The organism is Rahnella sp. RFA10(1/100) (assembly GCF_004195115.1).
Lineage (GTDB): Bacteria > Pseudomonadota > Gammaproteobacteria > Enterobacterales > Enterobacteriaceae > Rahnella > Rahnella perminowiae.
On sequence record NZ_SEWR01000004.1, the window covers coordinates 465440 to 488252 of the forward strand.

Annotated in this window: 22 protein-coding genes; 12 read left to right on the forward strand and 10 right to left on the reverse strand. The window is 50.5% G+C overall.

Features of this window, described 5'->3' with window-relative positions; translation table 11 throughout:
• Positions 1 to 76 precede the first annotated feature (76 nt).
• Positions 77 to 1075, reverse strand: a complete 999-nt coding sequence (locus ETV65_RS15415; RefSeq protein WP_129953686.1) for a DUF4435 domain-containing protein — start codon at positions 1073 to 1075, stop codon at positions 77 to 79.
• The gene (locus ETV65_RS15420; RefSeq protein WP_165383744.1) at positions 1068 to 2069 is read right to left on the reverse strand and encodes an ATP-binding protein; all 1002 of its coding nucleotides are present in this window, start codon (positions 2067 to 2069) and stop codon (positions 1068 to 1070) included. Before ETV65_RS15420 ends, ETV65_RS15415 begins: the two co-directional genes overlap by 8 nt.
• A 227-nt stretch (positions 2070 to 2296) precedes the next feature.
• Here ETV65_RS15420 and hutW point away from each other — a divergent pair, with 227 nt between their 5' ends.
• From hutW to ETV65_RS15435, 3 genes are read left to right on the forward strand one after another with little or no spacing between them, the layout of a single operon-like run.
• A complete protein-coding gene (gene hutW, locus ETV65_RS15425) occupies positions 2297 to 3622 on the forward strand; it encodes a heme anaerobic degradation radical SAM methyltransferase ChuW/HutW (protein ID WP_129953688.1) in 1326 nt (441 codons plus the stop codon).
• Positions 3609 to 4121, forward strand: a complete 513-nt coding sequence (hutX, locus tag ETV65_RS15430) for a heme utilization cystosolic carrier protein HutX (RefSeq protein WP_129953689.1) — start codon at positions 3609 to 3611, stop codon at positions 4119 to 4121. Before hutW ends, hutX begins: the two co-directional genes overlap by 14 nt.
• Positions 4118 to 4741 (forward strand): NAD(P)-binding oxidoreductase, encoded by a 624-nt coding sequence (locus ETV65_RS15435; RefSeq protein ID WP_129953690.1) that lies wholly within the window; start codon positions 4118 to 4120, stop codon positions 4739 to 4741. Before hutX ends, ETV65_RS15435 begins: the two co-directional genes overlap by 4 nt.
• A 103-nt stretch (positions 4742 to 4844) precedes the next feature.
• Here the strand turns inward: ETV65_RS15435 and ETV65_RS15440 are convergent, their stop codons facing one another.
• From ETV65_RS15440 to ETV65_RS15450, 3 genes are all read right to left on the reverse strand, one after another.
• On the reverse strand, positions 4845 to 5165 hold the full coding sequence (locus ETV65_RS15440; protein WP_120162965.1) for a multidrug efflux SMR transporter: 321 nt from the start codon (positions 5163 to 5165) through the stop codon (positions 4845 to 4847).
• Positions 5166 to 5292: 127 nt separating this feature from the next.
• The gene (locus ETV65_RS15445; RefSeq protein WP_129953691.1) at positions 5293 to 6759 is read right to left on the reverse strand and encodes an ATP-binding protein; all 1467 of its coding nucleotides are present in this window, start codon (positions 6757 to 6759) and stop codon (positions 5293 to 5295) included.
• Positions 6760 to 6762: 3 nt separating this feature from the next.
• On the reverse strand, positions 6763 to 7485 hold the full coding sequence (locus ETV65_RS15450; protein WP_129953692.1) for a response regulator transcription factor: 723 nt from the start codon (positions 7483 to 7485) through the stop codon (positions 6763 to 6765).
• Positions 7486 to 7638: 153 nt separating this feature from the next.
• Between ETV65_RS15450 and ETV65_RS15455 the strand changes: the two genes are divergently transcribed.
• From ETV65_RS15455 to ETV65_RS15465, 3 genes are read left to right on the forward strand one after another with little or no spacing between them, the layout of a single operon-like run.
• Positions 7639 to 8265, forward strand: a complete 627-nt coding sequence (locus ETV65_RS15455; RefSeq protein ID WP_129953693.1) for a cytochrome b/b6 domain-containing protein — start codon at positions 7639 to 7641, stop codon at positions 8263 to 8265.
• 9 nt (positions 8266 to 8274) lie between these two features.
• On the forward strand, positions 8275 to 9078 hold the full coding sequence (locus ETV65_RS15460) for a molybdopterin-dependent oxidoreductase (protein WP_129953694.1): 804 nt from the start codon (positions 8275 to 8277) through the stop codon (positions 9076 to 9078).
• Positions 9079 to 9129: 51 nt separating this feature from the next.
• Entirely contained in the window at positions 9130 to 9396 is a 267-nt protein-coding gene (locus tag ETV65_RS15465) for a pentapeptide MXKDX repeat protein (RefSeq protein ID WP_129953695.1), read from the forward strand.
• Between the two features lie 113 nt (positions 9397 to 9509).
• On the opposite strand, the gene ETV65_RS15470 is transcribed toward ETV65_RS15465, so the two are convergent.
• A complete protein-coding gene (locus ETV65_RS15470; protein ID WP_129953696.1) occupies positions 9510 to 9899 on the reverse strand; it encodes a hypothetical protein in 390 nt (129 codons plus the stop codon).
• A 158-nt stretch (positions 9900 to 10057) separates the two neighbouring features.
• Between ETV65_RS15470 and ETV65_RS15475 the strand changes: the two genes are divergently transcribed.
• Together ETV65_RS15475 and map are read left to right on the forward strand one after the other, a co-directional pair.
• Entirely contained in the window at positions 10058 to 10312 is a 255-nt protein-coding gene (locus ETV65_RS15475) for a ParD-like family protein (protein ID WP_129953697.1), read from the forward strand.
• Positions 10305 to 11105, forward strand: a complete 801-nt coding sequence (gene map / locus ETV65_RS15480) for a type I methionyl aminopeptidase (RefSeq protein WP_129953698.1) — start codon at positions 10305 to 10307, stop codon at positions 11103 to 11105. The genes ETV65_RS15475 and map overlap by 8 nt, the downstream gene beginning before the upstream one ends.
• Positions 11106 to 11162: 57 nt before the next feature.
• Here map and ETV65_RS15485 read toward each other — a convergent pair whose 3' ends face one another.
• Entirely contained in the window at positions 11163 to 11645 is a 483-nt protein-coding gene (locus ETV65_RS15485) for a PadR family transcriptional regulator (RefSeq protein ID WP_235174459.1), read from the reverse strand.
• A gap of 2 nt (positions 11646 to 11647) precedes the next feature.
• Positions 11648 to 12460 (reverse strand): siderophore-interacting protein, encoded by an 813-nt coding sequence (locus ETV65_RS15490; protein ID WP_129953699.1) that lies wholly within the window; start codon positions 12458 to 12460, stop codon positions 11648 to 11650.
• A gap of 369 nt (positions 12461 to 12829) precedes the next feature.
• On the opposite strand from ETV65_RS15490, the gene ETV65_RS15495 reads away from it, so the two are divergent.
• From ETV65_RS15495 to ETV65_RS15505, 3 genes are all read left to right on the forward strand, one after another.
• Entirely contained in the window at positions 12830 to 15250 is a 2421-nt protein-coding gene (locus tag ETV65_RS15495) for a TonB-dependent receptor (protein ID WP_129953700.1), read from the forward strand.
• Between the two features lie 148 nt (positions 15251 to 15398).
• Entirely contained in the window at positions 15399 to 16433 is a 1035-nt protein-coding gene (dctP, locus tag ETV65_RS15500; RefSeq protein WP_014341798.1) for a TRAP transporter substrate-binding protein DctP, read from the forward strand.
• A gap of 314 nt (positions 16434 to 16747) precedes the next feature.
• A complete protein-coding gene (locus ETV65_RS15505; protein ID WP_013578081.1) occupies positions 16748 to 17134 on the forward strand; it encodes a methionine-R-sulfoxide reductase in 387 nt (128 codons plus the stop codon).
• A gap of 211 nt (positions 17135 to 17345) precedes the next feature.
• Here ETV65_RS15505 and bamA read toward each other — a convergent pair whose 3' ends face one another.
• Together bamA and ETV65_RS15515 are read right to left on the reverse strand one after the other, a co-directional pair.
• Positions 17346 to 19769 (reverse strand): outer membrane protein assembly factor BamA, encoded by a 2424-nt coding sequence (bamA, locus tag ETV65_RS15510; protein ID WP_129953701.1) that lies wholly within the window; start codon positions 19767 to 19769, stop codon positions 17346 to 17348.
• Positions 19770 to 19990: 221 nt separating this feature from the next.
• Positions 19991 to 20923 carry an aminoimidazole riboside kinase gene (locus ETV65_RS15515; RefSeq protein WP_129953702.1) on the reverse strand — a complete coding sequence of 311 codons (933 nt, stop codon included), beginning with the start codon at positions 20921 to 20923 and terminating at the stop codon, positions 19991 to 19993.
• Between the two features lie 250 nt (positions 20924 to 21173).
• Between ETV65_RS15515 and ETV65_RS15520 the strand changes: the two genes are divergently transcribed.
• On the forward strand, positions 21174 to 22754 hold the full coding sequence (locus ETV65_RS15520) for a carbohydrate porin (protein ID WP_129953703.1): 1581 nt from the start codon (positions 21174 to 21176) through the stop codon (positions 22752 to 22754).
• Positions 22755 to 22813: the final 59 nt, after the last annotated feature.

The window sequence follows — 22813 nt, forward strand, 5'->3', positions numbered from 1 at the left end:
CGCTGCCTCTCAAAGCCCCGCAGCGGGGCTTTTCATATAATGCCGCCTAATCTAAGACCGGACGGCAATAACTCACTCAATGAATGATCGCATCAAGTTTTGCCGTAATAAGACTAAAAAATGCATCCTGAACGAAAGCCTGTCCGTTTGAGAGTAAGGTAGATAACTGACGTTCATTTTTATAATAGTTATCAATCTCATTTGATTTCTGTCGTTTAGTCTTGAGACGTTCTGGTTCAGGATACATTTGTGCCACACTATTTTTTTCAGACCGTCTGGTCACAACAACAATTTTTTCCAGCATAGGTCTAACGACAATATCTTGCAGGCAATGCCCGTTAATAAACATATAGGCATTGTCTTCAGTAATGCCCCTGGTCGTCAAAATCGTTTTGAAACTGTCGAAATCAGCATGATCAGTGATAGCTGCATGCAAACTCTGGCTATAGGCCTCGACCTGCGTTTGCAATTGAATGATAGCGTCATCATTTACCTGAAGTTCGTCATTGATTAAACAAACCCCCAAACTAACTCTGACAGCCAGATTAAATTCACCCTCACTATATTGCTGCCAGTTTTTATTATGTAAGTAGGAAAATGCACATAAAGCGGGATAGACAACGTGGGAATATCGTATCAGCGCCTCATGAATTTGTGACGGTAATTGTTGGTGAAAATATAATATTCCGGTAATGGCACCAAGAGAATGATGGCAACATTGGAAGCTTTCTCTCGAATAGCAATGAGTGTGCAAAACGAAAGGATTGTTGTTCATTTCCTGAGCCTCTGCATGACGATCTGGGCATAAAAAATCATAATCGCTGTCAACGGCAACCAAAAACTCCTGATTCAGTTCCGCATAACGCTTCTGTAATGTGCGTTTTCCGGCAGCCTGCTCTTTAGAAATTGGTCGGACTTTGTAACGTGAACCATCAACCGCATTGACGACGTGTTGCCAGAAGGGAATGTCGGTGGGATTCTCGACGAAAATGTTTCCCATAGCCTGACCATTCTGAATTGTATTATACGTTTTGATAAATGCAGGTGAGGAAATCATCCTTGAAAAATCAGACATTACGTGACTCCACCACAATATTTTCCATGTCAATGTATGAATCCATATAACCGTCCATGATGACCGCAGGGCTGTGCGTAACGACAACAATCTGACAATTAGGATTCAGCGTTTTGATACTGTCCAGCAGCTTTTCCTGCCAGTTAAGATGCAGGGAAATCTCCGGTTCATCCATCAGTAAAAATGCCGGACTGTTTTTGGTGTTAGCCACTTTGGCCATGATGTACAGAAGCTGGCGTTCACCGGAGGAAAGTTTGCTGACTGGAAGCGGCGTTTTTGAATCTGGCGTAATGACCTTCAGTCCGTCTTTAACCTGTACTTTTTTTCCACTGTCGGCGAAGTGTCGATTTACTTCCTTAATAAACGCAAGTGTGTATTTTCCTTTCGGGGTTTTTACAATATCTGAAATTTCTTTTTCTATTTCCCAGTCTAGTAAATTACCCTGCCGGCCGTCGCTTCCGGTTAAAATCTGCTGAGAGTTAGCGCTCATATTGATGGTGGAAATGAAATTAACTTTTACCACTGAATCCAGAAAGTATTTTTTATTTTCTGACAGACTGAACTTAGCGTTAAAAAAATTTCGTATTAAAGATAATAGCGATGGCTGTTTTTCAACCTCTGCCCTATTCTTTAATTTAATACGTTGTTTACTAGCATCAAAATAATCATTTACTAAATTACTATTTAATGTTTCTCGTAGATGATTATTCACATCTCCAAATATAGTTTTCTCAACACCTTCAGGATCGACATATGATAGTTGTCTATTTTCAAAGTTGATCACCTCATCATCAGAAAAAGTGAGTGTAGCAATAATACAACTCTCGATTTCTGTACAAGATTGACGCAACAACAACGCATGCAAGATCTTCAGCAATGTCGTTTTACCCAAACCATTTTTGCCCACCAAAACGGTGACATCATTGAAATGGAGCTCGATATCTTTGTGTCCAAAAAGCTTCTCAATTTTGAGTGTTTTCAGTTTCGGGTGCATGTTCATCATCTCGTCGCAGATTTATACGTTCAGTGTAAGTCATTGAAGAGAAGGACGACAGAGGCAGAACCGCTGACCTTCCCCTTCATTAAAAGATTTGCGCGATGTTACGCATTTCTAAACTTGATACAGATCATCACAAATGCGTTTTGGGTTTGATCGAATGATAATCATTATCGTTTAATGCCGGCGAATAAATGATTGTTTTTCAGGAGAAGACAAACTCAATGAGCTTAGACCTCGCGCGTTTTTACGCTGCCGCTGACGGGCTGCCGTTCCCCGACCGTTGGGCCGTGATGCCCTGGCGGCCTCAGCAGCCCGTTCCGCCGCAGGATATTCCCGCTCAGTGGCAGGCGCTGTGTCAGCGTCCGCTTCCGGCCAATAAACGTCTGGTCTATCTGCATATCCCCTTTTGCGCCACACACTGCAAGTTTTGCGGGTTCTACCAGAACAAACTGGAAGCAGAAGCCACGGAACAATACTGTGATTATCTGATCCGGGAAATAGAACAGGAAGCCGCTTCGCCGCTGCATCAGTCCGCGCCTGTCCACGCCGTCTATTTTGGCGGTGGCACACCGACGGCGCTCAGCGCAAAGCAATTACACCGGATCATCAGCACGCTGCGGCGCCGTTTGCCGCTGGCACCGGATTGCGAAATCACCGTCGAGGGGCGGATCCTTAATTTCGATGACGAGCGCATTGACGCCTGTCTGGATGCGGGGGCTAACCGTTTTTCGATCGGCATTCAGACGTTTGATACCCATGTCCGCCAGCGTATGGGACGCCGCGCCAGCCGTGAAGAAGCGATACAGTTTCTGCGTAAACTCGGTGAGCGTGACCGCGCCGCCGTGGTTTGCGACCTGATGTTCGGATTACCGGAACAGACGCCGGAAAGCTGGCGCGAAGATTTGCAGATCGTCCGCGATTTACCGCTGGACGGCGTGGACCTTTACGCCCTGAACCTGCTGCCTTCCACGCCGCTGGGCAAAGCTGTGGAAAATAAACGTGTGTCGCTGCCGGATGTCACGCTGCGCCGTGATTTCTATCTCGAAGGCGAGGCTTTTCTGGCGCACGGCGGCTGGCATCAGATAAGTAACAGTCACTGGGCGCGCACCACGCGGGAACGCAATCTGTACAATTTGCTGATCAAAAAAGGTGCCGACTGTCTGGCTTTTGGCAGCGGTGCAGGCGGCAATCTCGGTGGGCAATCGTACATGACCGCACGCAGTCTGGAGATGTATTACCAGCAGATGGACGCAGGACAAAAACCCATCATGATGATGACCGCAGCTACGACCGGCGAACACCGCTGGCGGCTGGATTTACAGGGCGGTATAGAGGCGGGCCGGTATGACCTCAGCCGCATCGTCACCGATCCTTTACCGCTCGAACCACTGTTACAACAGTGGCAACAGTGCGGCCTGATGCACAACGAAGGCCCGCGTTTTAATCTCACTCCCTCCGGACGATTCTGGGCCAGCAATATGTTGCAGGCCTTACAGACATTGATCCCACAACTGACTTTACGGAATACCACTCATGCCAACGGATAAACTTCAGTCCCTGATCGACTTTCTCGCCACTCAGCCCGACGGAACCGTCGAAGATATTGCTCGCGAATATCACATCCCCCCGCTGGAAGTGATCCAGAACATGCCGGGGAGCTATCTGTTTGCAGGGACACATTTCGATGCAGTATGGGACAACATCACCGGATGGGGTGAAGTCACGACGCTGGTCAATAATGACGATCTGATCCTTGAATTTCATGGCGAATTACCGTCCGGCACACATCGTCACGGTTACTTTAACCTGCGCGGCAAACAGGGCATGAGCGGGCATATCCGCGCAACACACTGTCAGCACATTGCACTGGTTGAACGTCCGTTTATGGGAATGAGCACAGCAAGTGTCTGGTTTTTAAACGCTTCCGGTTATGCCATGCTCAAGGTTTTCGTCGGGCGCGACAGCCATCGTGAATTACTGACCGATCAGCTGAATGCATTTCGAGCCCTTCCCGCCCTTCAGGCTGAGAGAGAGAACCAACTTTGAACACTTTGCTAATTTTTGGCGCAGGCAGCGGCGTCGGCGCTGAACTGGTGGCGCTGACGGCGCAGGAACGTCCGGTGGTCGCGCTTATCCGCAACGCCGAACAGGCGCAAACCTTGCGCACACGTGGTGTGACCGTCATTGAGGGCGATGCGCTTAATCCCGCCGACGTTTTACAGGCCTGCCAAATGGCAGGCAGCGGGGCACAAATCGTGTCCACTCTGGGCGGTAAACTCGCCGATTACACCGCTAACCGGTTGATCATTGATACTGCAGAGCAGGCCGGAATCCGCCAGATGTTGCTGGTAACTTCCATTGGCTGCGGCGACAGCTGGCCGACGCTGTCTGCCCGCGCAAAACAGGCGTTCGGACAGGCCGTACGCGAAAAATCACTGGCGGAAAGCTGGCTGCAAACCAGCACGCTGGACTGGTGCATTTTACGCCCCGGCGGCCTGATGAATGGCGAAGCGACAGGCAAAGCGCATCTGATCCAAACCGAAGCCCACGGCCGCGTGCGCCGCAGCGATGTCGCGCTGCACATTCAGCATCTGCTGGCCTCCGGCGAAGGCTGGGGTAAGATTTTCGCGTTGTGTGATTCGACGCTGGAAGGGGAAAGGTTCTGAGGAAGATGCCCGCAGTGTTGTAAAAATGATGTGCTGAAGTTATCAGATAAACAAAAAGCCGCTCCTTGTACAGAGCGGCTTTGTCATATCAGCGTTTCCGCCTTTAATCTTTCGTCGCCACTTTTAGCAGAACCACGCCGGAGAAAATCAGCAGCACGGCGATCACGCGCAGCGGGTTGAGGCTTTCGCCGAACATCACCACGCCGAGAATGAAGGCACCGATAGCGCCGATACCGACCCAGACGGTGTAAGACGTGCCGAGCGGCAGGGTTTTCATCGAAATCGCCAGCAAAATCACGCTGAGGATCATGAAGAAAACCGTGAGAATACTGGGAATAAGGCGGGTGAAACCGTGAGATTCTTTCATTGCGGTCGACCAGACCACTTCGAAAATACCGGCAAGAAACAGATAGAACCAGGCCATGATAGTTCCTGAAAACGCGCAAGGTCGTCCCTGCTTAGTATGGCTGAGTCTCTGGTCGTCCAGTCAGCATGAAGAGTGAAATATTATAGTCCACTCATTCATGCTGATACAAAAACATAATCAGGATTCAGAGCGGTACAGAAAACTGGAAACAGGCACCGTGTTTCGGCTGTTCGATAAGCGTAATGTCACTGCCGTGGAGTTGCAGAATGCGGCGCACAATCATCAGCCCCAGACCACCCGCGCGGTGTTTGTTGGTACTGAGTATCGACGGACGGACAAACAGGCTGTCTTTCAGCTCCGGCGCAATCCCCGGACCGCTGTCTTTCAGTTGCACCATCACCTGCCCTTCGTGCGGCCACAATTTAATTTCTATCGTGCCCCCTTCCGGCGTAAAGCGGATGGCGTTATCCAGCAGATTGGTCAGCACACGTTCAATCATGCCCAAATCGGCATTCACCAGCGGAATACCCGGCGTAATATCGGCCAGTAATTTTTGCCCGCGGGTTTCGGTCGCCAGTTCAAATTTCTGAAAAACATCCTGCACTAATTCACTCAGTGAGAAAGGTTCTTTCTGCGGTTTCACGACGCCATATTCCAGCCGTGCCAGCTCAAATAATTCCTGCGCCAGTCGCCCGACTTTTTTACTTTGCATCAGGGCAATATTCAGGTAACGCTGCCGGTCTTCATGACTCAGATGGTCTGATTTGACCGACAACGTTTCCAGATATCCGTGCAGGGAAGTCAGCGGTGTGCGCAGGTCATGGGAAATATTGGCGATAAACTCCCGCCGCTGCTGATCCTGCACCATCAGGCTTTGCCATTGCTGATCGATGCGTTTTGCCAGTGCGACAAACGCCTGTTGCAACTGCGTGACTTCATCGCGGGCAGCGCCCGCCGGTGCATCGCCTTTTGCCAGCGCCTGGATCGCTTCCATGCCACCGGTATCAAGTTGGGCAATCTGCGAGGTCAGTTTACGCACCGGGCGCGTCACCCAGCGGAATGCCAGCGCACCGGCCAGCAGGCCAAACAGCGCCACCAACCCCATAGACCGCAGCGCCAGAGAAATCGCCGACTGGTACTGCGCGTCGCTGGTCAGCGCGGTGTATTGGTCACCGAGAAGCACGATATACACATACCCTTTGATGATACCGTCTACCCGTAACGGGGCGGCGCTGAATACCTGACGCGTTTGCGGATCCCGCGGATTCTCGCCATATACCGGCATTTTCGCACCGTTGAGCAACGCGTTAACCGGTGTTAAGTCGATCTTCTGCTGTTGCAGTCGCCCGGGCGGTGCCGCATTACCGACGATATTGCCGTCTTTATCGAGCAGATACACTTCTACGCTCGGGTTCACCGCCATCAGTTGATCAAACAGCGTATGTACCGCTTTGGGATCCCAGTTTCCCTGGCTGAGCAGCGGATTATTTGCTGCAATCTGCGTCGCCAGATTGGCCGACAGACGTTGGATCACCGACTGGCTGTACTGATTACTCGAGCGCACCTGCATGTAGACGGAAAACGCGCAACACGCGATCAGCAGCACCATAAACACCAGGGTCAGTCTTTGCGCCAGCGTGAGATTTTTCATGATTTACCCTTGTGCTTCTTCAGCAGAAGACACGAATTTATAACCTTTTCCCCACACGGTCAGAATACGTTCCGGCTCGGCCGGATTGGCTTCTATCTTAATGCGCAGACGGTTGATATGGGTGTTTACCGTATGTTCATACCCTTCATGTTCATAGCCCCAGACCTGATTTAACAGGCTGAGCCGGGAGAACACTTTGCCGGGATTTTTGGCAAAGAAGTACAACAGATCAAACTCGCGCGGCGTCAGTTCAACCGGCTGATGGTTCAGCATCACGTCCCGTGCAATCGGGTCGATGACCAGACCGGAAAAACTTAGCGTACCGGCATCCATTTTCATATTACGGCTCATGGCTTCCTGCCGCCGGAACAACGCCTTGACCCGTGCGACCAGTTCCAGCATGGAGAAAGGTTTGGCCAGGTAATCGTCCGCGCCCAGCTCCAGCCCGAGGACACGATGCACCTCGCTGGAACGTGCGCTGATAATAATGATCGGCGTGTAACGCGTCATATTACGGGCGCGGCGGCAGATTTCCAGACCATCGATACCCGGTAGCATCAGGTCGAGGATCAGCGCGTCCCAGCCGCCTTTTTCCAAATGTGCCACGCCCAGATTGCCGTCAGCAGCATGGGTAATTTCATAGCCTTCATCGCGCAGATGCAGGCTGAGCAGTTCCGCGATATCCCCGTCATCTTCAACGATCAGGATCTTCTTCGTCTTATCCATGTGTTATCCCAAAACGTGGCATTCCCCAATGGTTTGAGTCTACACAAGCAAAGCCCGCCGAGTTATCACATTTTATTTAACTTTGCGTGAGGTCTCGGGGAACAAATCCGCTCAATACTCGCTACATCACAGGACGGACAGCCGGATTTCATCATGACAATACACACGGACTTACCCGATCAGGCCAAACAAAAACCCGCCATCGTGCATCCATTATGGCTGCGGCTGTCGCACTGGCTGAACGCGCTGGCGGTGCTGATTATGGTGACCAGTGGCTGGCAGATTTATAACGCCTCACCGCTGTTTGATTTTGCTTTCCCGCCGGGGGTCACATTGGGTGGCTGGCTCGGCGGCGGAATTCAGTGGCATTTTGCCGGTATGTGGCTGTTCGGCTTCAACGGCCTGTTTTACCTGCTGATGAACATTTTTACCGGACGGATGAAACGAAAGTTCTGGCCGCTGACGCCGCGCGGCATCTTCAATGATTTGTGTGCTGCCCTGCGCGGCAAGCTGAAACACGACGACTTACGTCACTACAACATGGTGCAGCGCGCGGCATATGTGTTCGTGATGTTCGACGGCATCGTGCTGGTACTTTCCGGGCTGGTGGTATGGAAATCCGTGCAATTCCCGTTGCTGCGCGAACTGATGGGCGGCTTCGATACAGCGCGTTACGTACATTTTCTGGCGATGGCTTCGCTGGTGGCATTTGTGGTGCTGCATATCGTGATGGTGGCACTGGTGCCGAAAACGCTGATTGCCATGCTGCGCGGTCGCTGAGGAAAACCCATGAAAAAACTCATTAAAAAAAGCATCAGCCAGATTTTCAGCACCGCCGACAGCGAAGCGATTGTACAGGAAGCCAAAAAACAGATTATCCGCGAACTGGATGCGCCTTCCCGTCGCCTGTTTTTACAGCGCGGGCTGACGCTCGGCGGCGTCGCGATGCTGACCGGCTGCGATATCAGCGATAACGCCAGCGTGGAAAACGCACTCGGCAAAATCTCCGGTTTCAATGATCGCGTACAGGGCTGGCTGTTCGGCTCAACGCGTCTCGCGCCGGTGTATGCCGAATCGATGATCACCCGTCCGTTTCCGTTTAATGCGTTCTATGCCGAAGACGACGCGCCACAAGTCGACGGCAACGACTATCGCCTGAAAATCGCCGGTCTGGCACTGGATAAACGCGAATGGTCACTGCCAGCGCTGTACAAAATGGCGCAGGTCAGTCAGGTGACGCGACACATTTGTGTCGAAGGCTGGAGCGCGATTGGCAAATGGGGCGGCGTGCCGTTCGGTGATTTTCTGCGCCTGATTGGGGCAGATCTCACGGCGGAATATGTCAGTTTCAAATGCGCCGACGAGTATTACACCAGCATTGATATGGCGACGGCGCTGCATCCGCAAACCCTGTTGGCGCTGACTTATGACGGCCAGATTTTACCGCGTAAATACGGTTTTCCGATGAAACTCAGAATGCCAACCAAACTCGGCTACAAGAATCCAAAACATATAGAAGTGATTGAAATTACAAACAAATTTACCGGTGGCTACTGGGAGGATCAGGGCTACAACTGGTTCGGCGGAAGCTGAACATTATCCATAAAACCCTTTGTATATCAAAACCTAAGAGAAGGATTTACCATGAAAAAGTTAACTGTAATGATGATGTCGGCTTGTCTGATGATGGGCGCAGTGAGCACCACTTATGCCGCTGACGCAATGGCGAAGAAAGACACCATGGGCCACATGTCGAAAGATTGCATGAAAAAAGACAGCATGAGCAAAGACAACATGGCGAAAGACAGTATGGGCAAAGACTGTATGTCGAAAGATCACATGAAGAAAGACAGCATGTCGAAAGATTCCATGTCCAAAGACAACATGAAAAAAGGGGCAATGAGCCAGTAAAGCGCTTTCCCCTTCGACTCTGTAGCCAAAACGCCTCCGTCTGTTCAGCGGGGGCGTTTTGCTTTTTGTTAAACCTGAATAACCCGATGATGAAGACTTAATTCAAATATTCATTACTTTGTGGCACTGGACGCCAGGCGAATCTGAATATCATTGTCGAGATTATTCACCCAATGGTTATAACTGCGGTGGATCTCGCCTTTCTCTGCCAGCAGGTTAGTGCTGCCGACATAATTAATGGTGTAGCCGCTGGTGTTATAGGTAATACGGATATCGGCTTTGTGCTCACGGTTATTCAGATGACCGTTAATTACGCCCGGTGCGCCATCCGTCATTATCCAGCCACGTTTTTGTCCTGCGTCGATAATAGCGGTCCTGATCTGACTTGCTGAATTATGTGTTACCAGCGTGGTATGCGGCGTGGATACCGGCTCGGTACGCGCGCAGCCAGAAAGCGCCATGACACAAACAAGGCCGATAAGTAACTTACTTGTAGATTTCATGTGAACCTTTTAGAGTAAAAATTTCAGATAAGAGATTGAAAAGTCACCACAATATACGCCAATGTCCCAAAGGTGTCATGAAACGTGCCGGTTGAGTTTCATCTATTTCATGCGTAGTATATAAAATATATATGATTCGTATACTGCTGAGGCAACCCATGGGTATCATTAAGATTTCAGAACTGATGCACGAGAATTTGCGTATTGCCAGCATGGCTTATACGCGTTCGATGAACGCACAGGCCGAGCACTGGATGAAAATTGGCATGCTGATGGAAACGCACCCCGACATGACGCACAGCGAAATTTCGCAATTGCTGGTGCGGTGTAGCGTGGAATCGGATGAAAATGCAGGCAGTATCCGCACGTTGTTAAACGTGGGCGCCACACACAGGAAGGCAAGCAATGAATAATGGTTTAGATAGCCGGTATTTCGTCAATAATAACCGCATGGTCAAAACGCCGGAAGGCCTCGATAAAGCCCGTATTGCCGGCAAACTGGCAGCACGAGTATTGCATATGATCACACCCTACGTTGTACCGGGTGTCACCACCAATGAACTGGATCGCATCTGCCACGATTTTATCGTCAATGAATTGCAGGCGATCCCGGCCAATATCGGTTATCACGGCTATCAGAAAACCACCTGTACCTCCGTCAATCACGTCATTTGTCATGGCATTCCTTCTGATAAAGCGCTGAAAAAAGGCGATATCGTCAACATCGACGTGGCGCTTATCAAAGACGGCTGGTACGGCGACACCAGCCGCATGTATTACGCGGGCGAGCCGGGTATTCTGGCCCGCCGTCTGGTAGATACCACGTTTGAAGCGATGATGGCGGGCATTGAAGTGGTGCGTCCGGGTGCAACGCTTGGCGATGTGGGTTATGCGATTGCCGCTGTCGCCAGACGCGAAGGCTTTTCCATCGTGGAAGAGTATTGCGGACACGGCATCGGTATGGGTTATCACGAAGATCCGCAAGTGCTGCATTACGGCGAGCAAGGCCGCGGACTGGTTTTACAGGAAGGGATGTTATTTACCATCGAACCGATGCTGAATGCCGGTAAAAAACAAAATAAAGTCATGCCCGATGGCTGGACCGTGGTCACCAAAGACCACTCGTTATCCGCACAGTGGGAACATATGGTTGCGGTAACGAAAACAGGTTACGAGATCTTAACGCCGTGGCCTGAAGAGATGTGACTATCCTGAAAGTATAAAGCCTCCGACCGGAAGGCTTTATACTTTCTGAGGTGCGGCTTAACTGCGCTCAATTTCTTTGGTCGCACGATCTAATGCATCCGTGATTTTATACAAGGTTTCCTGTTCGATCGGGCCTTTCGCCAGCCGCAGATTAAGCGCCATGCGGATATTATTTATCGCACGCTGCATTTCCGGAATACTGCGATTGTTTGACAAAATCGCCAGTGAATGCAGTTTCTCTGTCACTGAGCCGAGCAGTTCTTCCTGCCCGGCCAGTGACTGCGCACCTTCCGGTGTGATCGAATATTGCTTCTTCCCGCCCTCTTCCTGGCTGGCTGAAATCAGCCCCTGTTCTTCTAAAAATGTCAGATTCGGATAAATGATACTGGCACTCGGCGTGTATTCACCTTTAGATAATTCTTCAATGGCTTTGATCAGCTCATAACCATGGGCGCAACGCTGCTGCAAAAAATGCAGCATCAGCAGACGGATGTCACCCGTTTCGAACATTCTTTCACGGCGGTGTTTATGATTCATCATCGTTACTTATTATGCCAATAAGCCACACAACGCACGAAGTTTGGATCGAGTCCGCAGGTTTCAACGAAATAGTCATTCAGCCCTTTCGCGAATTTGCCTTCACCGGTCGCCCAGATGTAGTAATCACTTTCCGGCAGAAGCAGGCTTTTCACCTTCTTCACGACCGCATCCTCTTCCTGATAACCGCCGTGCGTATCGCTGATAATCCAGTCGATGCTGACATCATTTTCTTCATCTAAGTAGCTGACACAACTCACATCTCTCACTTTCGCCAGCACGGTGATATTGGCATCTGAACCGGCCTGTTTCAGTTCGCGCAGACGGCGTTTCACCGCCGGAAGACCGGTTTCGTCGCAGATATAGAGCTGCCATTTGTAACCGGCAGGAATAATCAGTGAACCACGCGGTCCGCCAATGATCAGTTTATCGCCCGGCTTTGCGCCGGCCGCCCATTCGCTGGCGACACCACCGTCGTGAATATAGAAATCCAGTGTCAGTTCGTTGCTCTGAGCATCAAAGTGCAGCGGCGTATATTCGCGGTTCAGCGGGCGTGCTCCTTCACCCCATACAATGCCTTCTTCGGTCACTGCCGGTGGCGTAATCACATCCCCCGGATTTGCCGGAAAAAACAATTTGATATGGTCATCAAAACCGCCTGACGTAAAACCTTTCAGCGCGTCACCGCTTAAAATAATCCTTTTAAAACAGCCTGATAGGCTTTCACTCTGTTTGACCGTGATATGACGGAAAACCAGATCATTTTTGACACGGAGCGGCAAGTTTGTGGCAGGGGTTTCAGTGCGATGTTGTGCCATCAGTTTCTCTCTTATGCGTAAGTTTTGTTGAAAGATATATCTTAGTTATATTTTATTCAACCCCATAAAGTGTAATGCGCTGTCTTCTTTTCCCTGTATTTTTCACCTCGCCTTTATCTCTCCCTGAGAACAGACGGGATAAATTTTGTTAAGGAATGCATTTTTTTATATCATTTTGTTGATAACAATTATCAGTATCATTATCATTCTCAAAAAGCCAGGGTGGGCGTTGACGCCAGGTAAGCCCATACTTTATAAGGATAATGGCTTTTTCAGGGAAGAATTGAATGCAGATGACCAGTGCGTCTGTTTTGTCGAAAGGCAGTAAATGCGAGCAGAACTCTAAAAATTAGTGCAGGACAAAAACAAATGTTCACATCCTTTACACAGCAGGGTTTAGTGAAAAACGTCATTTTCATGGGGACGATTCTCACCACCACATTTCATGTAAATGCAGCGGAAGCCGTGAAAGACAATACCGATCTCACCGCAAACAATACGCAATCTTCTGAAGCCATCAAAAAAAAACCGGCGGTGCGTACAGCTCAGGATCTGGCGCAGAACAATGAAGAAGTCATGACGGTCACCGAAACGATGCCGGATAAAAAACCGGGTTCGAAAACCACCCTCACAGCAGCCGAAATGCAGCGCAAAGGCGGTAATGATTTCGGGACTATTATGCGTTATGAGCCGCTGATCACCGCGACCGGCGCGAGTGGCGGCTCCGGCAACGGCAAAAGCGGTTTTGACCGTAGCGGTTATACCGGCTATAACATTCGCGGCCTGGAAAGCAACCGCGTAGGCATTGATGTCGACGGTATTCCGCAGCCAAGCGCCACCGGGCGCAGCTACGTCAGTCGTGCGGGGCTGAATACCTTTGGTATTGGCCGTGATTACATTGACCCGTATATTTATGGTCAGGTGGATATTGAATCCGGTGCCACATCAGCCGACCGTGCCAACACCTCCATCGGTGGTGCCGTTTCTTTCCTGCCAAAATCTGCCGACGATTACCTGCGTCCGGGCAAGGAAACTTATTTCGGTTACCAGTCTGATTATGATTCCTCAGACCGTTCCTGGCACAACGGCATCACCGCTGCCGCCGGTGACGAAACCCTGCGTGGCCTGATCGCCATCAGCCGCCGCGACGGTCAGGAAACCAGCAACAACAGCGGAACGCTGGATGCGTATCCGGCCAACTGGCACTCTGACGCCATCATGACGTCGGTAATCTGGCAGCCTAATGACGCCCATAAAGTCACCGGCACCCTTGATTACTACGAAAAAGTAAACCACACCCATTACGATACCTGGAACAACGCGGGCAGCGCGATTCTTGGCACCGCACAGCAGCAAAGTAACACCCGCCGCTGGGGTGCAAGCCTGAAAGACGAATGGACGCCGTTCAACGATTACGTGGATGCCATCGTCTCGAAAGTCTATTACCAATATACTCAGGCGCACGACAACACTTATCTGCCAAACGAAAGCAAGCAGATGATGAATGTCTACTCGAACTACGACGTAAACACCTACGGCGCAGAAACCAGCTGGCTGAAAACGCTGGGTCGCCATGAGTTAAGTGCCGGTATCAACGGTCGCGTGTCCAACACCGAACGTCCGTTCCGCGAAAGCCCGGACCAAAGTGCTTTCACGACCATCATGCAACCGGAAGCCAACAGCCGGACGTATATCCTCGGCGGCTTCCTGCAAGACACCGTTAAGTTTGACCTCGGCGGCCATAACTTCTCTGTAGTGCCTGCGGTGCGTGTCGCATATCAGAATACCAAGGCACAAAATCTGTCAGACTTGTCTAACAGCATCGTTTCTGAAGATCAGGTTTCCACCCTGTACGGTAAAGCCAACTCCGATACGCAGGCTCTGCCATCGCTGGCCTTCACCTATGACATCACCCCTAAACTGATGACTTATCTGCAGTACCAGCGCGGCGCGCAGTTCCCGGATGCCAGCCAGCTTTACGGTTCCTGGAACCTCGGTTCTAACTATGCAGGACGTGGTCAGTATGCACTGATCGGTAACACTAACCTGAAAACCGAAACCAGCAATAACTTTGAATGGGGTATGAAAGGTGAAGCCACGGAAGGCGTGACCTTCAGGACTTCCCTCTTCTATAACACCTACAAAAACTTCATTGCTAATACCCGTTACACCCGCGCGGGCAGCCCGGGTATGTTCACCAACGTGCCATCCAATATCTATACAATTTATCAGGCAGAAAACCGCGATGAAGCGTTTATCTACGGTGGCGATCTGAGTACCAAAATTAACTACGGCACCTGGTTTAGCCGCGTTGATGGCCTGAGCACCACCTTCGCACTGGGTTATGCCAAGGGTGAATCGAAATCCAGCTACGACGGTGACAAATACGTGGATCTCGACAGCGTACCGCCAATGAAATTTGTGGCAGGCGTGGCATGGGATGCGCCATCCGGCGTCTACGGAACCGCCCTGACGGCAACCTTCGTGAAAGGCAAAAAAGCCGAAGCGACCAGCCGACAGAGCTATACCAATGCCGGTACGCCAATCACCGGCTCCACCACCGAATACATGAATGTGCCGGGTTACGGTATGGTGGATGCAACGGCCTACTGGAAAGTCGCGAAGAACGTCAAGCTCAGCGGCGGTGTTTACAACATCACCGATCGCAAATACTGGGATTACCTGAGCAGCCGTACGCTGACCGAAACCACTAATCAGGATGAATACAATAAAGCGCTGGCCGTGATGCCGGGGCGCAGCTTCCAGCTGGGTGTGAACGTCGATTTCTAACCGATAATACTCAACCGGGCAAAATCAAGAGCGTCATGTGCAAACATGACGCTTTTTTAATTTTACGCAAATAACCTGTTTTCACGCACGTCCACATTGGGGTTCAGCAGATAAACTCTGGTTTTACCCAACCGAAATGTGAGATTACATGGACTTAATCAGAAAACCTCTGGCACTTGCCCTCGCTTTACTCTTGTTACCGGCGGTTGTTTCTGCCACGACCTTGCGATACACCGATCACGAACCGCTGGGCGCAATGCGCACCCGCTTTATCAAAGATGTATTATTTCCGGCGATTGAAAAAGAATCCCATGGGCGCCTGAAAATTGAAGAGCACTGGGGTGGCGAACTCTCTACCGGCTACGATGCATTGCGCACTGTGCGCGAAGGAAACAATGCAGATATTGGCATTGTGGTGCCGGAATATACCGCCAAAGAGTTACCACTGCATCAGCTTTTCAAAAGTTTTCCGACAGGGCCATCCGGCGATAAACAGATAGCGTTCTTCCGCCGCGTATACGCCGAAATCCCAGCCTTCCCCGCTGAACTGGCAAAGAATGGTGTGGTAGATATTTTTCTCTCAACAGGTTATCCGGTGGCCTTTTTCAGCACACATCCGCTGGAGAAACTGCAGAATATCAAAGGCACCGCTTGGCGTTCAGCCAGTTTTTGGCATCAGAACTTCCTGCGTAATGCGGGCGCGACCCCAGTGACCACACCGTGGGGCGAACAAACGGTAAATGCATTTAAGACCGGTAAACTCGACGGCATTTTGGTCAACATTGACAGCGGTTATGATCTGAAAATCCAGAAGATGGCACCGGAGGTTATAGTCTCGAAAGAACTGTGGTTGGGTCATCTTTACCTTCTGGTGATGAACCATAAAGTCTGGAACGGACTGGCGCAGGAAGATAAGGACGCCATCACCCGCGCCGCTAATACCGCTTATAAAGTTGCCGGTTCGATGATGGATCACAGCGTTGAACCGCAACTGGATGCCCTGCGTAAAGACGGTGCAAATGTCCGCGTTCTGCAACACAGTGAAGTCACGTACTGGCAGGAAGTGACTGGCTATCAGGACATCCAGGCCAACTGGGTGAAGAACCAGGAAGCCGCTGGTGTTAAGGATGTCGCATCCACCCTGCAAAAAGTCAGTAAAGTCATGGAAGAAGAGATGAAGTAAAAATGCCTTATTCTGCGGCAGGAGGGGATCCCCTGCCAGGATCCCATTCTGATTATCAGGTTCTCTGAAGCAGCGCTGACGCCATCTGTATTATCTGCCGGTACTGGCTGAGCCGCGTTCTCTGTAGTCGGCGCAGGCTGATCTGATCACCCTGTGCAGCAGACCGATTTTAAAAACCGTATCACCCCGTGGCAGACGCTGCGTAGCGGCGTCAAACAACACGGTTTGGCATGAAGGCACTTGCAGCTTGATATATCGCCCCAATATAGAGCTACACTATAAAGTTGCAATGTCACCTGCCAGGAGCAATGATAATGAACAGAGAACTGAATGATTTTGAACGTTTTGTCATCGAAAACAAAGGGACAGAGCGCCCGAATACCGGTGAGTATAACGACCACTTTTCACCGGGCCGTTACGTCTGTAAAAGATGTTCTGCGCCGCTGTATTCCTCAGAACACAAATTCGAATCCCATTGCGGCTGGCCAGCTTTCGACGATGAAATTCCGGGTGCGGTAGAACGTGTGCCGGATGCCGATGGCCGCAGAACAGAAATTGTTTGTGCGAACTGTAAGGCACATCTGGGGCATGTCTTTGAGGGAGAATATTTGACCGAGAAGAATCTGCGCCATTGTGTAAACTCCGTTTCAATGATTTTTGAAAGTGCCGACGCGCAGGGAAATTACCACAAAGCAGAATAATCGCTTATTTCTGATGTGATAAACCCATAAAAAGAAGGGCCGCACAGGGGCAGCCCTTAAAAGGAAGAACTCCAACAATATTATAATGGCATGATGTTTTACCCTAAGGGTTGCTCAATAAACATCATGCCGGCATTATAATTGAATATGATTTATTTTCTATTCTCATTGCGTCTGTAAAAAGTAATAACTTTGTAAGACGGATTTATTATCACCACGTCTTACCGATATTAAACTGGAATTGCTCAGCGCTGTCCCCTTCATATTTCACCAGCGGCTGCGCATAAGAGAATACCAGCGGGCCAAGCGGGGATTGCCATTGCAGCGCTATACCACTGGAAACACGAATATGTGTCGGGTCACTGTAATCCGGAATACCCGCGGCTTCGGTCGCTGAGGTATTTTTCCATTTTGTATCCCACACCGTGCCGGAGTCGACAAATAGTGATGTACGGACCGAACTGGCGTATTTCTCGCTGATGAACGGCGTCGGCACATACAGTTCCGCGCTGGCAATCGCCATCGCATTACCGCCCACCGCATCAGTCGATTTGGTCACCGGACAGGTGGAATACGAGTTGTCAGCGCTGCTGCATTTGTAATACGCCGCTTTCGGCCCGATGGTGTTGGAGGAGAAACCGCGAACCGAGCTGGAGCCGCCCGCGTAGAAGTTGTCGTAGAACGGCACTTCGTTGCTGCCAATGCCTGCCGCATAACCGGCTTTGGCGCGGCCCATTAATACCCAGTCCGATTTGTCGCTCAGCGGGATGTAATGGTTGGCATCGAAGGTGATTTTGTAATAGCTGTCGTCCGAGCCCGGCGTGGTAACTTTTGCTACCAGACTGGCGCGCGTGCCGGATGACGGGAAGAAGCCGCGGTTAAGATCGTTATACGCCCAGCCGGCGCTGGCGAAGAAGTCATTGGTGCTCAGTTGTGCATCACTGCTGGTAGACGTCGTCACCAGCCCCGGCTGTACGCCGCTGGCATTGAGATAGCGCCAGACCGCTACCTGCGGCTCCATATCACTCAGCGTACTGTGAACGTAATCCAGCCCCAGATTCAGCGTATTATTTTCGCTGACCGGCAGACCGAGATTCACGCCCGTGCCGTAACTTTGCAGGTTATACGCCGCCAGATCGTTATCTTCTGCGTCGTAATGGTTGTAGAACACTTTACCGCCGAGGCTGATACCATCAACGGTGTAATACGGGTTAGTCGCCGAGACTTCGACATAAGTCTGATAAGAGTTACGTGTACCGCTGAAGCTGACCGTATTACCGCTGCCCAGCCAGTTATCCTGCGTCACACCGAGCTGATAACTGATGCCACTGTCAGTGCCGTAACCCACACCCACGTTGAATGTACCGGTATTGCGTTCTTTGACTTTGTAAACCACATCAACCTGATCTTGTGAACCCGGTACCGGCTGCGTATCCACATCGACCGACTCGAAATAGCCGGTACGGTTCAGCCTGTCTTTGCCCTTTTGCACCAGATCATTGCCCAGCCACGCGCCCTCCATCTGGCGCATTTCACGCCGCAACACTTCATCTTTCGAGGTGTCATTACCTTCAAAACGAATGCGTCGCACCGAATAACGGTTGCCGGCATCCACGCTGATACGCAGTTTCACGGTTTTATCCGTTTCATTAATGTCGCTTTGCGTCGTGACATGCGGATAGGCATAGCCGTAGCGGCCCAGCAAATTTTTGATATCACTTTCCACTGTGGTGACTTTCGCGCCGTTATACCACTCACCGGCAGGAATAGTGGCAAGTGTTTCAATTTCGGAAGAATGTCCGGCCATATCACCGGTCACCACCACGCCGGACACGGTATATTTCGCACCCTCGGTAATATTGACGGTAATATAAATTCCTTTTTTATCCGGCGTTAAACTGACCTGGGTGGAATCAATATTAAAACGGGCATAACCGCGGTCGAGATAAAAACTGCGAAGTGTTTCTAAATCACCTGACAATTTTTGTTTTTCATATTTTTTATCGCCAATCACATTCCACCACGGCACCTCATCGCGCAGCTGGAAATGGGCGATTAAATCGTCACTGGTAAAAGCTTTATTGCCCACAATATTGATTTGTTGAATTTTTGCCGACACACCTTCGGTAAAGACCAGTTTCACGTCCACGCGGTTACGCGGCAACGGCGTCACCACCGCTTTAACACTCGCGCTGTATTTGCCGACGCTGTAATAAAAATCCTCCAGCCCCTTTTCAATCGACGAAATGGTGGTGCGGTCCAGCGCTTCCCCGACGCGGATCCCTGAGGCTTCCAGGTTCTGCTGCAACATCTCGTCCTTTATGGCTTTGTTGCCTGAGAACGTAATGCTGGCAATCGTTGGCCGTTCTTTCACCTGGACAATCAGCGTGTTGCCATCTTCAAGCACCTTCACATCGTCAAAATTGCCGGTCGCAAACAATGCACGGATCGTCTGGCTGATATCGTCATCGGATACCGTATCTCCCACGCGCACAGGAATGCTCAGCAACGCCGCACCCACAGTGACCCGCTGCAATCCTTCGACGTGAATGTCTTTTACGACAAACCCGCCGGCAGCAAAAACCGGGACACTGCTGAACAGCAGCGACGCTAAGAGTAATTTTTTCATTGTCATGTGATCCGTGCTCGCCGTTTTTCAACTCACAAAAATTCCTGTTAACAAAAGATTTTGCTAGCAGAAGAAATAACCTCGCTAACAGACTGTGAGATATAGGCGAGGTTCAGCGGCTAACTTTTGATTTTCGTAAAACATGACATTGGATTACGCATTACTTACATTCTTTTCGCCGGAAGAACAGTTGCAGTCCGCGTAAATTCATCGGGCGCGGACCCGGTTTAAGACGAAAATGCCTTTAAGGTATCGCTATCGGGTAATGCGGTCATTGCGCCTCTGGCAGTGGTGGCCAGTGACCCGCATGCCAGTGCCTGCCGGATAATAGATTGCCAGACATTGTCCGACCTCAGCGGCCAGTGTTGCGCCAGTCCGGCCAGCAATCCGGCAACAAATGCATCTCCGGCGCCGGTGGTATCCACAGCCTTCACTTCGGGCGCGGGGTAGTGTTTCAGACCCGCATTATATTTCCGGTAGACCGAAACCCCTTGTTTCCCCTGCGTGACCAACAGCAGTTCGGGTTTATACACGTCGCACAGGCGCAGTACCCCTTCTGATAACAACGCTTCACCCGTCAGAAATTCCAGCTCATCCTCTGAGATTTTAATCACATCAGCCAGCGACAAGGCGCGGGCAAGATTGTCACGCAACAGGCCTTCATCAGACCACAAGTCATGCCGGATATTGGGGTCAAAACAAATATACCCCCCTGCTGCTTTCATTTTTGCCATAGCCAGAAAGGCGGTAGAACGCGAAGGTTCCGCAGATAACGCTATCGAGCATAAATGTAAAAAATCCCCGGGCTTGAAAGCCGGGATGTCGTTGGGCTGCAGAAAGAGATCAGCGCCCGGACGTACCATAAATGTGAAGGTTCGCTCTCCGTCAGCATCGTTTTCCACGACGACGGTGGAGGTTCGGTGATGAGCATCAAGGTACATACAATCAATATTCACCCCCTCATCACTGAGTGTTTTTCGCAGAAACTTTCCGAACGGATCGTCACCCACACGTCCGATAAATGCGCTGTCACCTCCGAGGCGGCGGATCCCGACGGCAACATTCGCCGGTGCCCCGCCCGGACATTTTAATAAGCGGCCATCTTCTTCAGCGATCAGATCCACCACGGCATCGCCCAATACCCAAACCCGGTTAGTCATCTTCATTCCTTTTTTAAATCCTGATAAATCGTCTGGTGATAAAATAGAAGAACCGGTTTAGCTATTCAAGTGCAAATGAAATTTCAGGCTTAGAGAATATTTTGCCAGCAAGATCACAATCCCACGACAAGACCTTAAAAATTCATTGCCTGCATACCATGCGAATGCTTATTGTGCTCAGGAAAACCAGTTTAGCAATTTAGCTAAACAGTTTTCCCCATAATAATTAAACCTCTTCTGAGTGATAAAAATGATGATGAAACCCCGCTATCTTGCTGTTGCAATTGGATTAATTTTGTCATGCACCGCCCAGGGCGCCGATATTTCAGCCAGTGCCATTGAAGCCCGCTTTGCCGCGTTAGAAAAAAGACTACAAGTCGCCGAAAACCGCGCCGCCAAAGCAGAGAAACGTGCCACTGAAGCTGAACAGCAGGTCAAAACACTGGAAGCGCGCACAACCAGTAATGAACAACAGACACGGCTCGTGGCGAAGGATGTTGAGACGACCGGGCAAAAAACAGCAGAGGTGGCTAAACGTACTGAAACGTTAGTCGCTGACAACAATAAAAACAGCAGTGATAACAGCGGGTTCAAATTTACGGGATATGCACGTTCAGGCGTGATCATGAATGATTCGGGGACCTCAACAGAAAGTGGTCCTTATGTTACGCCTGCCGGGCAAACTGGCGGTGCGGTAGGACGTCTGGGCAATGAAAATAATACCTACGTCGAGCTGAATCTGGAGCATAACCAGACGATGGCCAGCGGCGCGACCTCCCGTTACAAAGTCATGCTGGCTGATGGTCAGCGCAGCTACAACGACTGGACCGCAGCCACCAGTGAATTAAATATCCGTCAGGCCTTTGTTGAACTCGGTTCTTTACCCACGTTCAGCGGCCCCTGGAAAGATTCCACCCTCTGGGCGGGTAAGCGCTTTGACCGCGATAATTTCGACATTCACTGGCTTGATTCCGACATCATCTTCCTGGCAGGCACAGGCGGCGGGATTTACGACGTTAAATGGGGGGAGAACCTGAAAAGTAACTTCTCGCTCTACGGAAGAAACTTTGACGATCTTGAAGACAAGAATAGCGATGATACCCGCATCGAGAATTACATTGTTACGGCCAATAACTATGCCGGACCTTTCCAGTGGATGCTAAGCGGGCTGCGGGCCAAAAACAATCAGGATCGCGAAAATACCGGCACCAGGGGGGTCACCAATGCGGCGGATACCGGCTTCCATACCCTGCTGGCGTACCACGGCGACAGTTTTTACGGCCTGCGTGAAGGGACATCCAAAACAGCACTACTTTATGGTCACGGGCTGGGAGCAGAGGTGAAAGCACTGGGCTCTGACGGACATCTGACTGACGATGCCAGTACGCTTCGTCTGGCCACATACGGTATCACGCCGATCAGCAAAAACTGGAGCATCGCACCGGCTGTTCTGGCTCAGCAGAGTAAAGACCGCTATGTCTCCGGAGATAACTATAAATGGCTGACGTTTAATACCCGGCTGATCCAGCAAATTACTGAGAATTTCGAGCTGGCGTATGAAGGCAGCTATCAGTATATGGATCTCGATCCGCAAGGTTACAGCGATTACAACAAAGTGAAAGGGGGTTTCTACAAACTAACCTTTGCACCGACTTTCAAGGTGGGCGATATCAGCAACATGCTGAGCCGTCCTGAAATACGCTTCTTCGCCACCTATATGGACTGGAGCAAAGAACTTGACAGTTACTCCTCCAGCGATTCCTTTGGTACTGATGGCTTTACAGCGGGCGGACAGTGGAATTTCGGCATCCAGATGGAAACCTGGTTCTAAACAGCAGGGTTTGATTCAAAAAAAGCGCCTGGCCTAACCGGGCGTTAACGATAATGATA

What these genes read in the sequence shown, in the direction of transcription:
- ETV65_RS15415 (WP_129953686.1), bottom strand. Translation starts at nt 1,075, where the DNA reads ATGTCTGATTTTTCAAGGATGATTTCCTCACCTGCATTTATCAAAACG.
- ETV65_RS15420 (WP_165383744.1), bottom strand. Translation starts at nt 2,069, where the DNA reads ATGCACCCGAAACTGAAAACACTCAAAATTGAGAAGCTTTTTGGACAC.
- hutW (WP_129953688.1), top strand. Translation starts at nt 2,297, where the DNA reads ATGAGCTTAGACCTCGCGCGTTTTTACGCTGCCGCTGACGGGCTGCCG.
- hutX (WP_129953689.1), top strand. Translation starts at nt 3,609, where the DNA reads ATGCCAACGGATAAACTTCAGTCCCTGATCGACTTTCTCGCCACTCAG.
- ETV65_RS15440 (WP_120162965.1), bottom strand. Translation starts at nt 5,165, where the DNA reads ATGGCCTGGTTCTATCTGTTTCTTGCCGGTATTTTCGAAGTGGTCTGG.
- ETV65_RS15445 (WP_129953691.1), bottom strand. Translation starts at nt 6,759, where the DNA reads ATGAAAAATCTCACGCTGGCGCAAAGACTGACCCTGGTGTTTATGGTG.
- ETV65_RS15450 (WP_129953692.1), bottom strand. Translation starts at nt 7,485, where the DNA reads ATGGATAAGACGAAGAAGATCCTGATCGTTGAAGATGACGGGGATATC.
- ETV65_RS15455 (WP_129953693.1), top strand. Translation starts at nt 7,639, where the DNA reads ATGACAATACACACGGACTTACCCGATCAGGCCAAACAAAAACCCGCC.
- ETV65_RS15460 (WP_129953694.1), top strand. Translation starts at nt 8,275, where the DNA reads ATGAAAAAACTCATTAAAAAAAGCATCAGCCAGATTTTCAGCACCGCC.
- ETV65_RS15465 (WP_129953695.1), top strand. Translation starts at nt 9,130, where the DNA reads ATGAAAAAGTTAACTGTAATGATGATGTCGGCTTGTCTGATGATGGGC.
- ETV65_RS15470 (WP_129953696.1), bottom strand. Translation starts at nt 9,899, where the DNA reads ATGAAATCTACAAGTAAGTTACTTATCGGCCTTGTTTGTGTCATGGCG.
- ETV65_RS15475 (WP_129953697.1), top strand. Translation starts at nt 10,058, where the DNA reads ATGGGTATCATTAAGATTTCAGAACTGATGCACGAGAATTTGCGTATT.
- map (WP_129953698.1), top strand. Translation starts at nt 10,305, where the DNA reads ATGAATAATGGTTTAGATAGCCGGTATTTCGTCAATAATAACCGCATG.
- ETV65_RS15485 (WP_235174459.1), bottom strand. Translation starts at nt 11,645, where the DNA reads ATGATGAATCATAAACACCGCCGTGAAAGAATGTTCGAAACGGGTGAC.
- ETV65_RS15490 (WP_129953699.1), bottom strand. Translation starts at nt 12,460, where the DNA reads ATGGCACAACATCGCACTGAAACCCCTGCCACAAACTTGCCGCTCCGT.
- ETV65_RS15495 (WP_129953700.1), top strand. Translation starts at nt 12,830, where the DNA reads ATGTTCACATCCTTTACACAGCAGGGTTTAGTGAAAAACGTCATTTTC.
- dctP (WP_014341798.1), top strand. Translation starts at nt 15,399, where the DNA reads ATGGACTTAATCAGAAAACCTCTGGCACTTGCCCTCGCTTTACTCTTG.
- ETV65_RS15505 (WP_013578081.1), top strand. Translation starts at nt 16,748, where the DNA reads ATGAACAGAGAACTGAATGATTTTGAACGTTTTGTCATCGAAAACAAA.
- bamA (WP_129953701.1), bottom strand. Translation starts at nt 19,769, where the DNA reads ATGACAATGAAAAAATTACTCTTAGCGTCGCTGCTGTTCAGCAGTGTC.
- ETV65_RS15515 (WP_129953702.1), bottom strand. Translation starts at nt 20,923, where the DNA reads ATGACTAACCGGGTTTGGGTATTGGGCGATGCCGTGGTGGATCTGATC.
- ETV65_RS15520 (WP_129953703.1), top strand. Translation starts at nt 21,174, where the DNA reads ATGATGATGAAACCCCGCTATCTTGCTGTTGCAATTGGATTAATTTTG.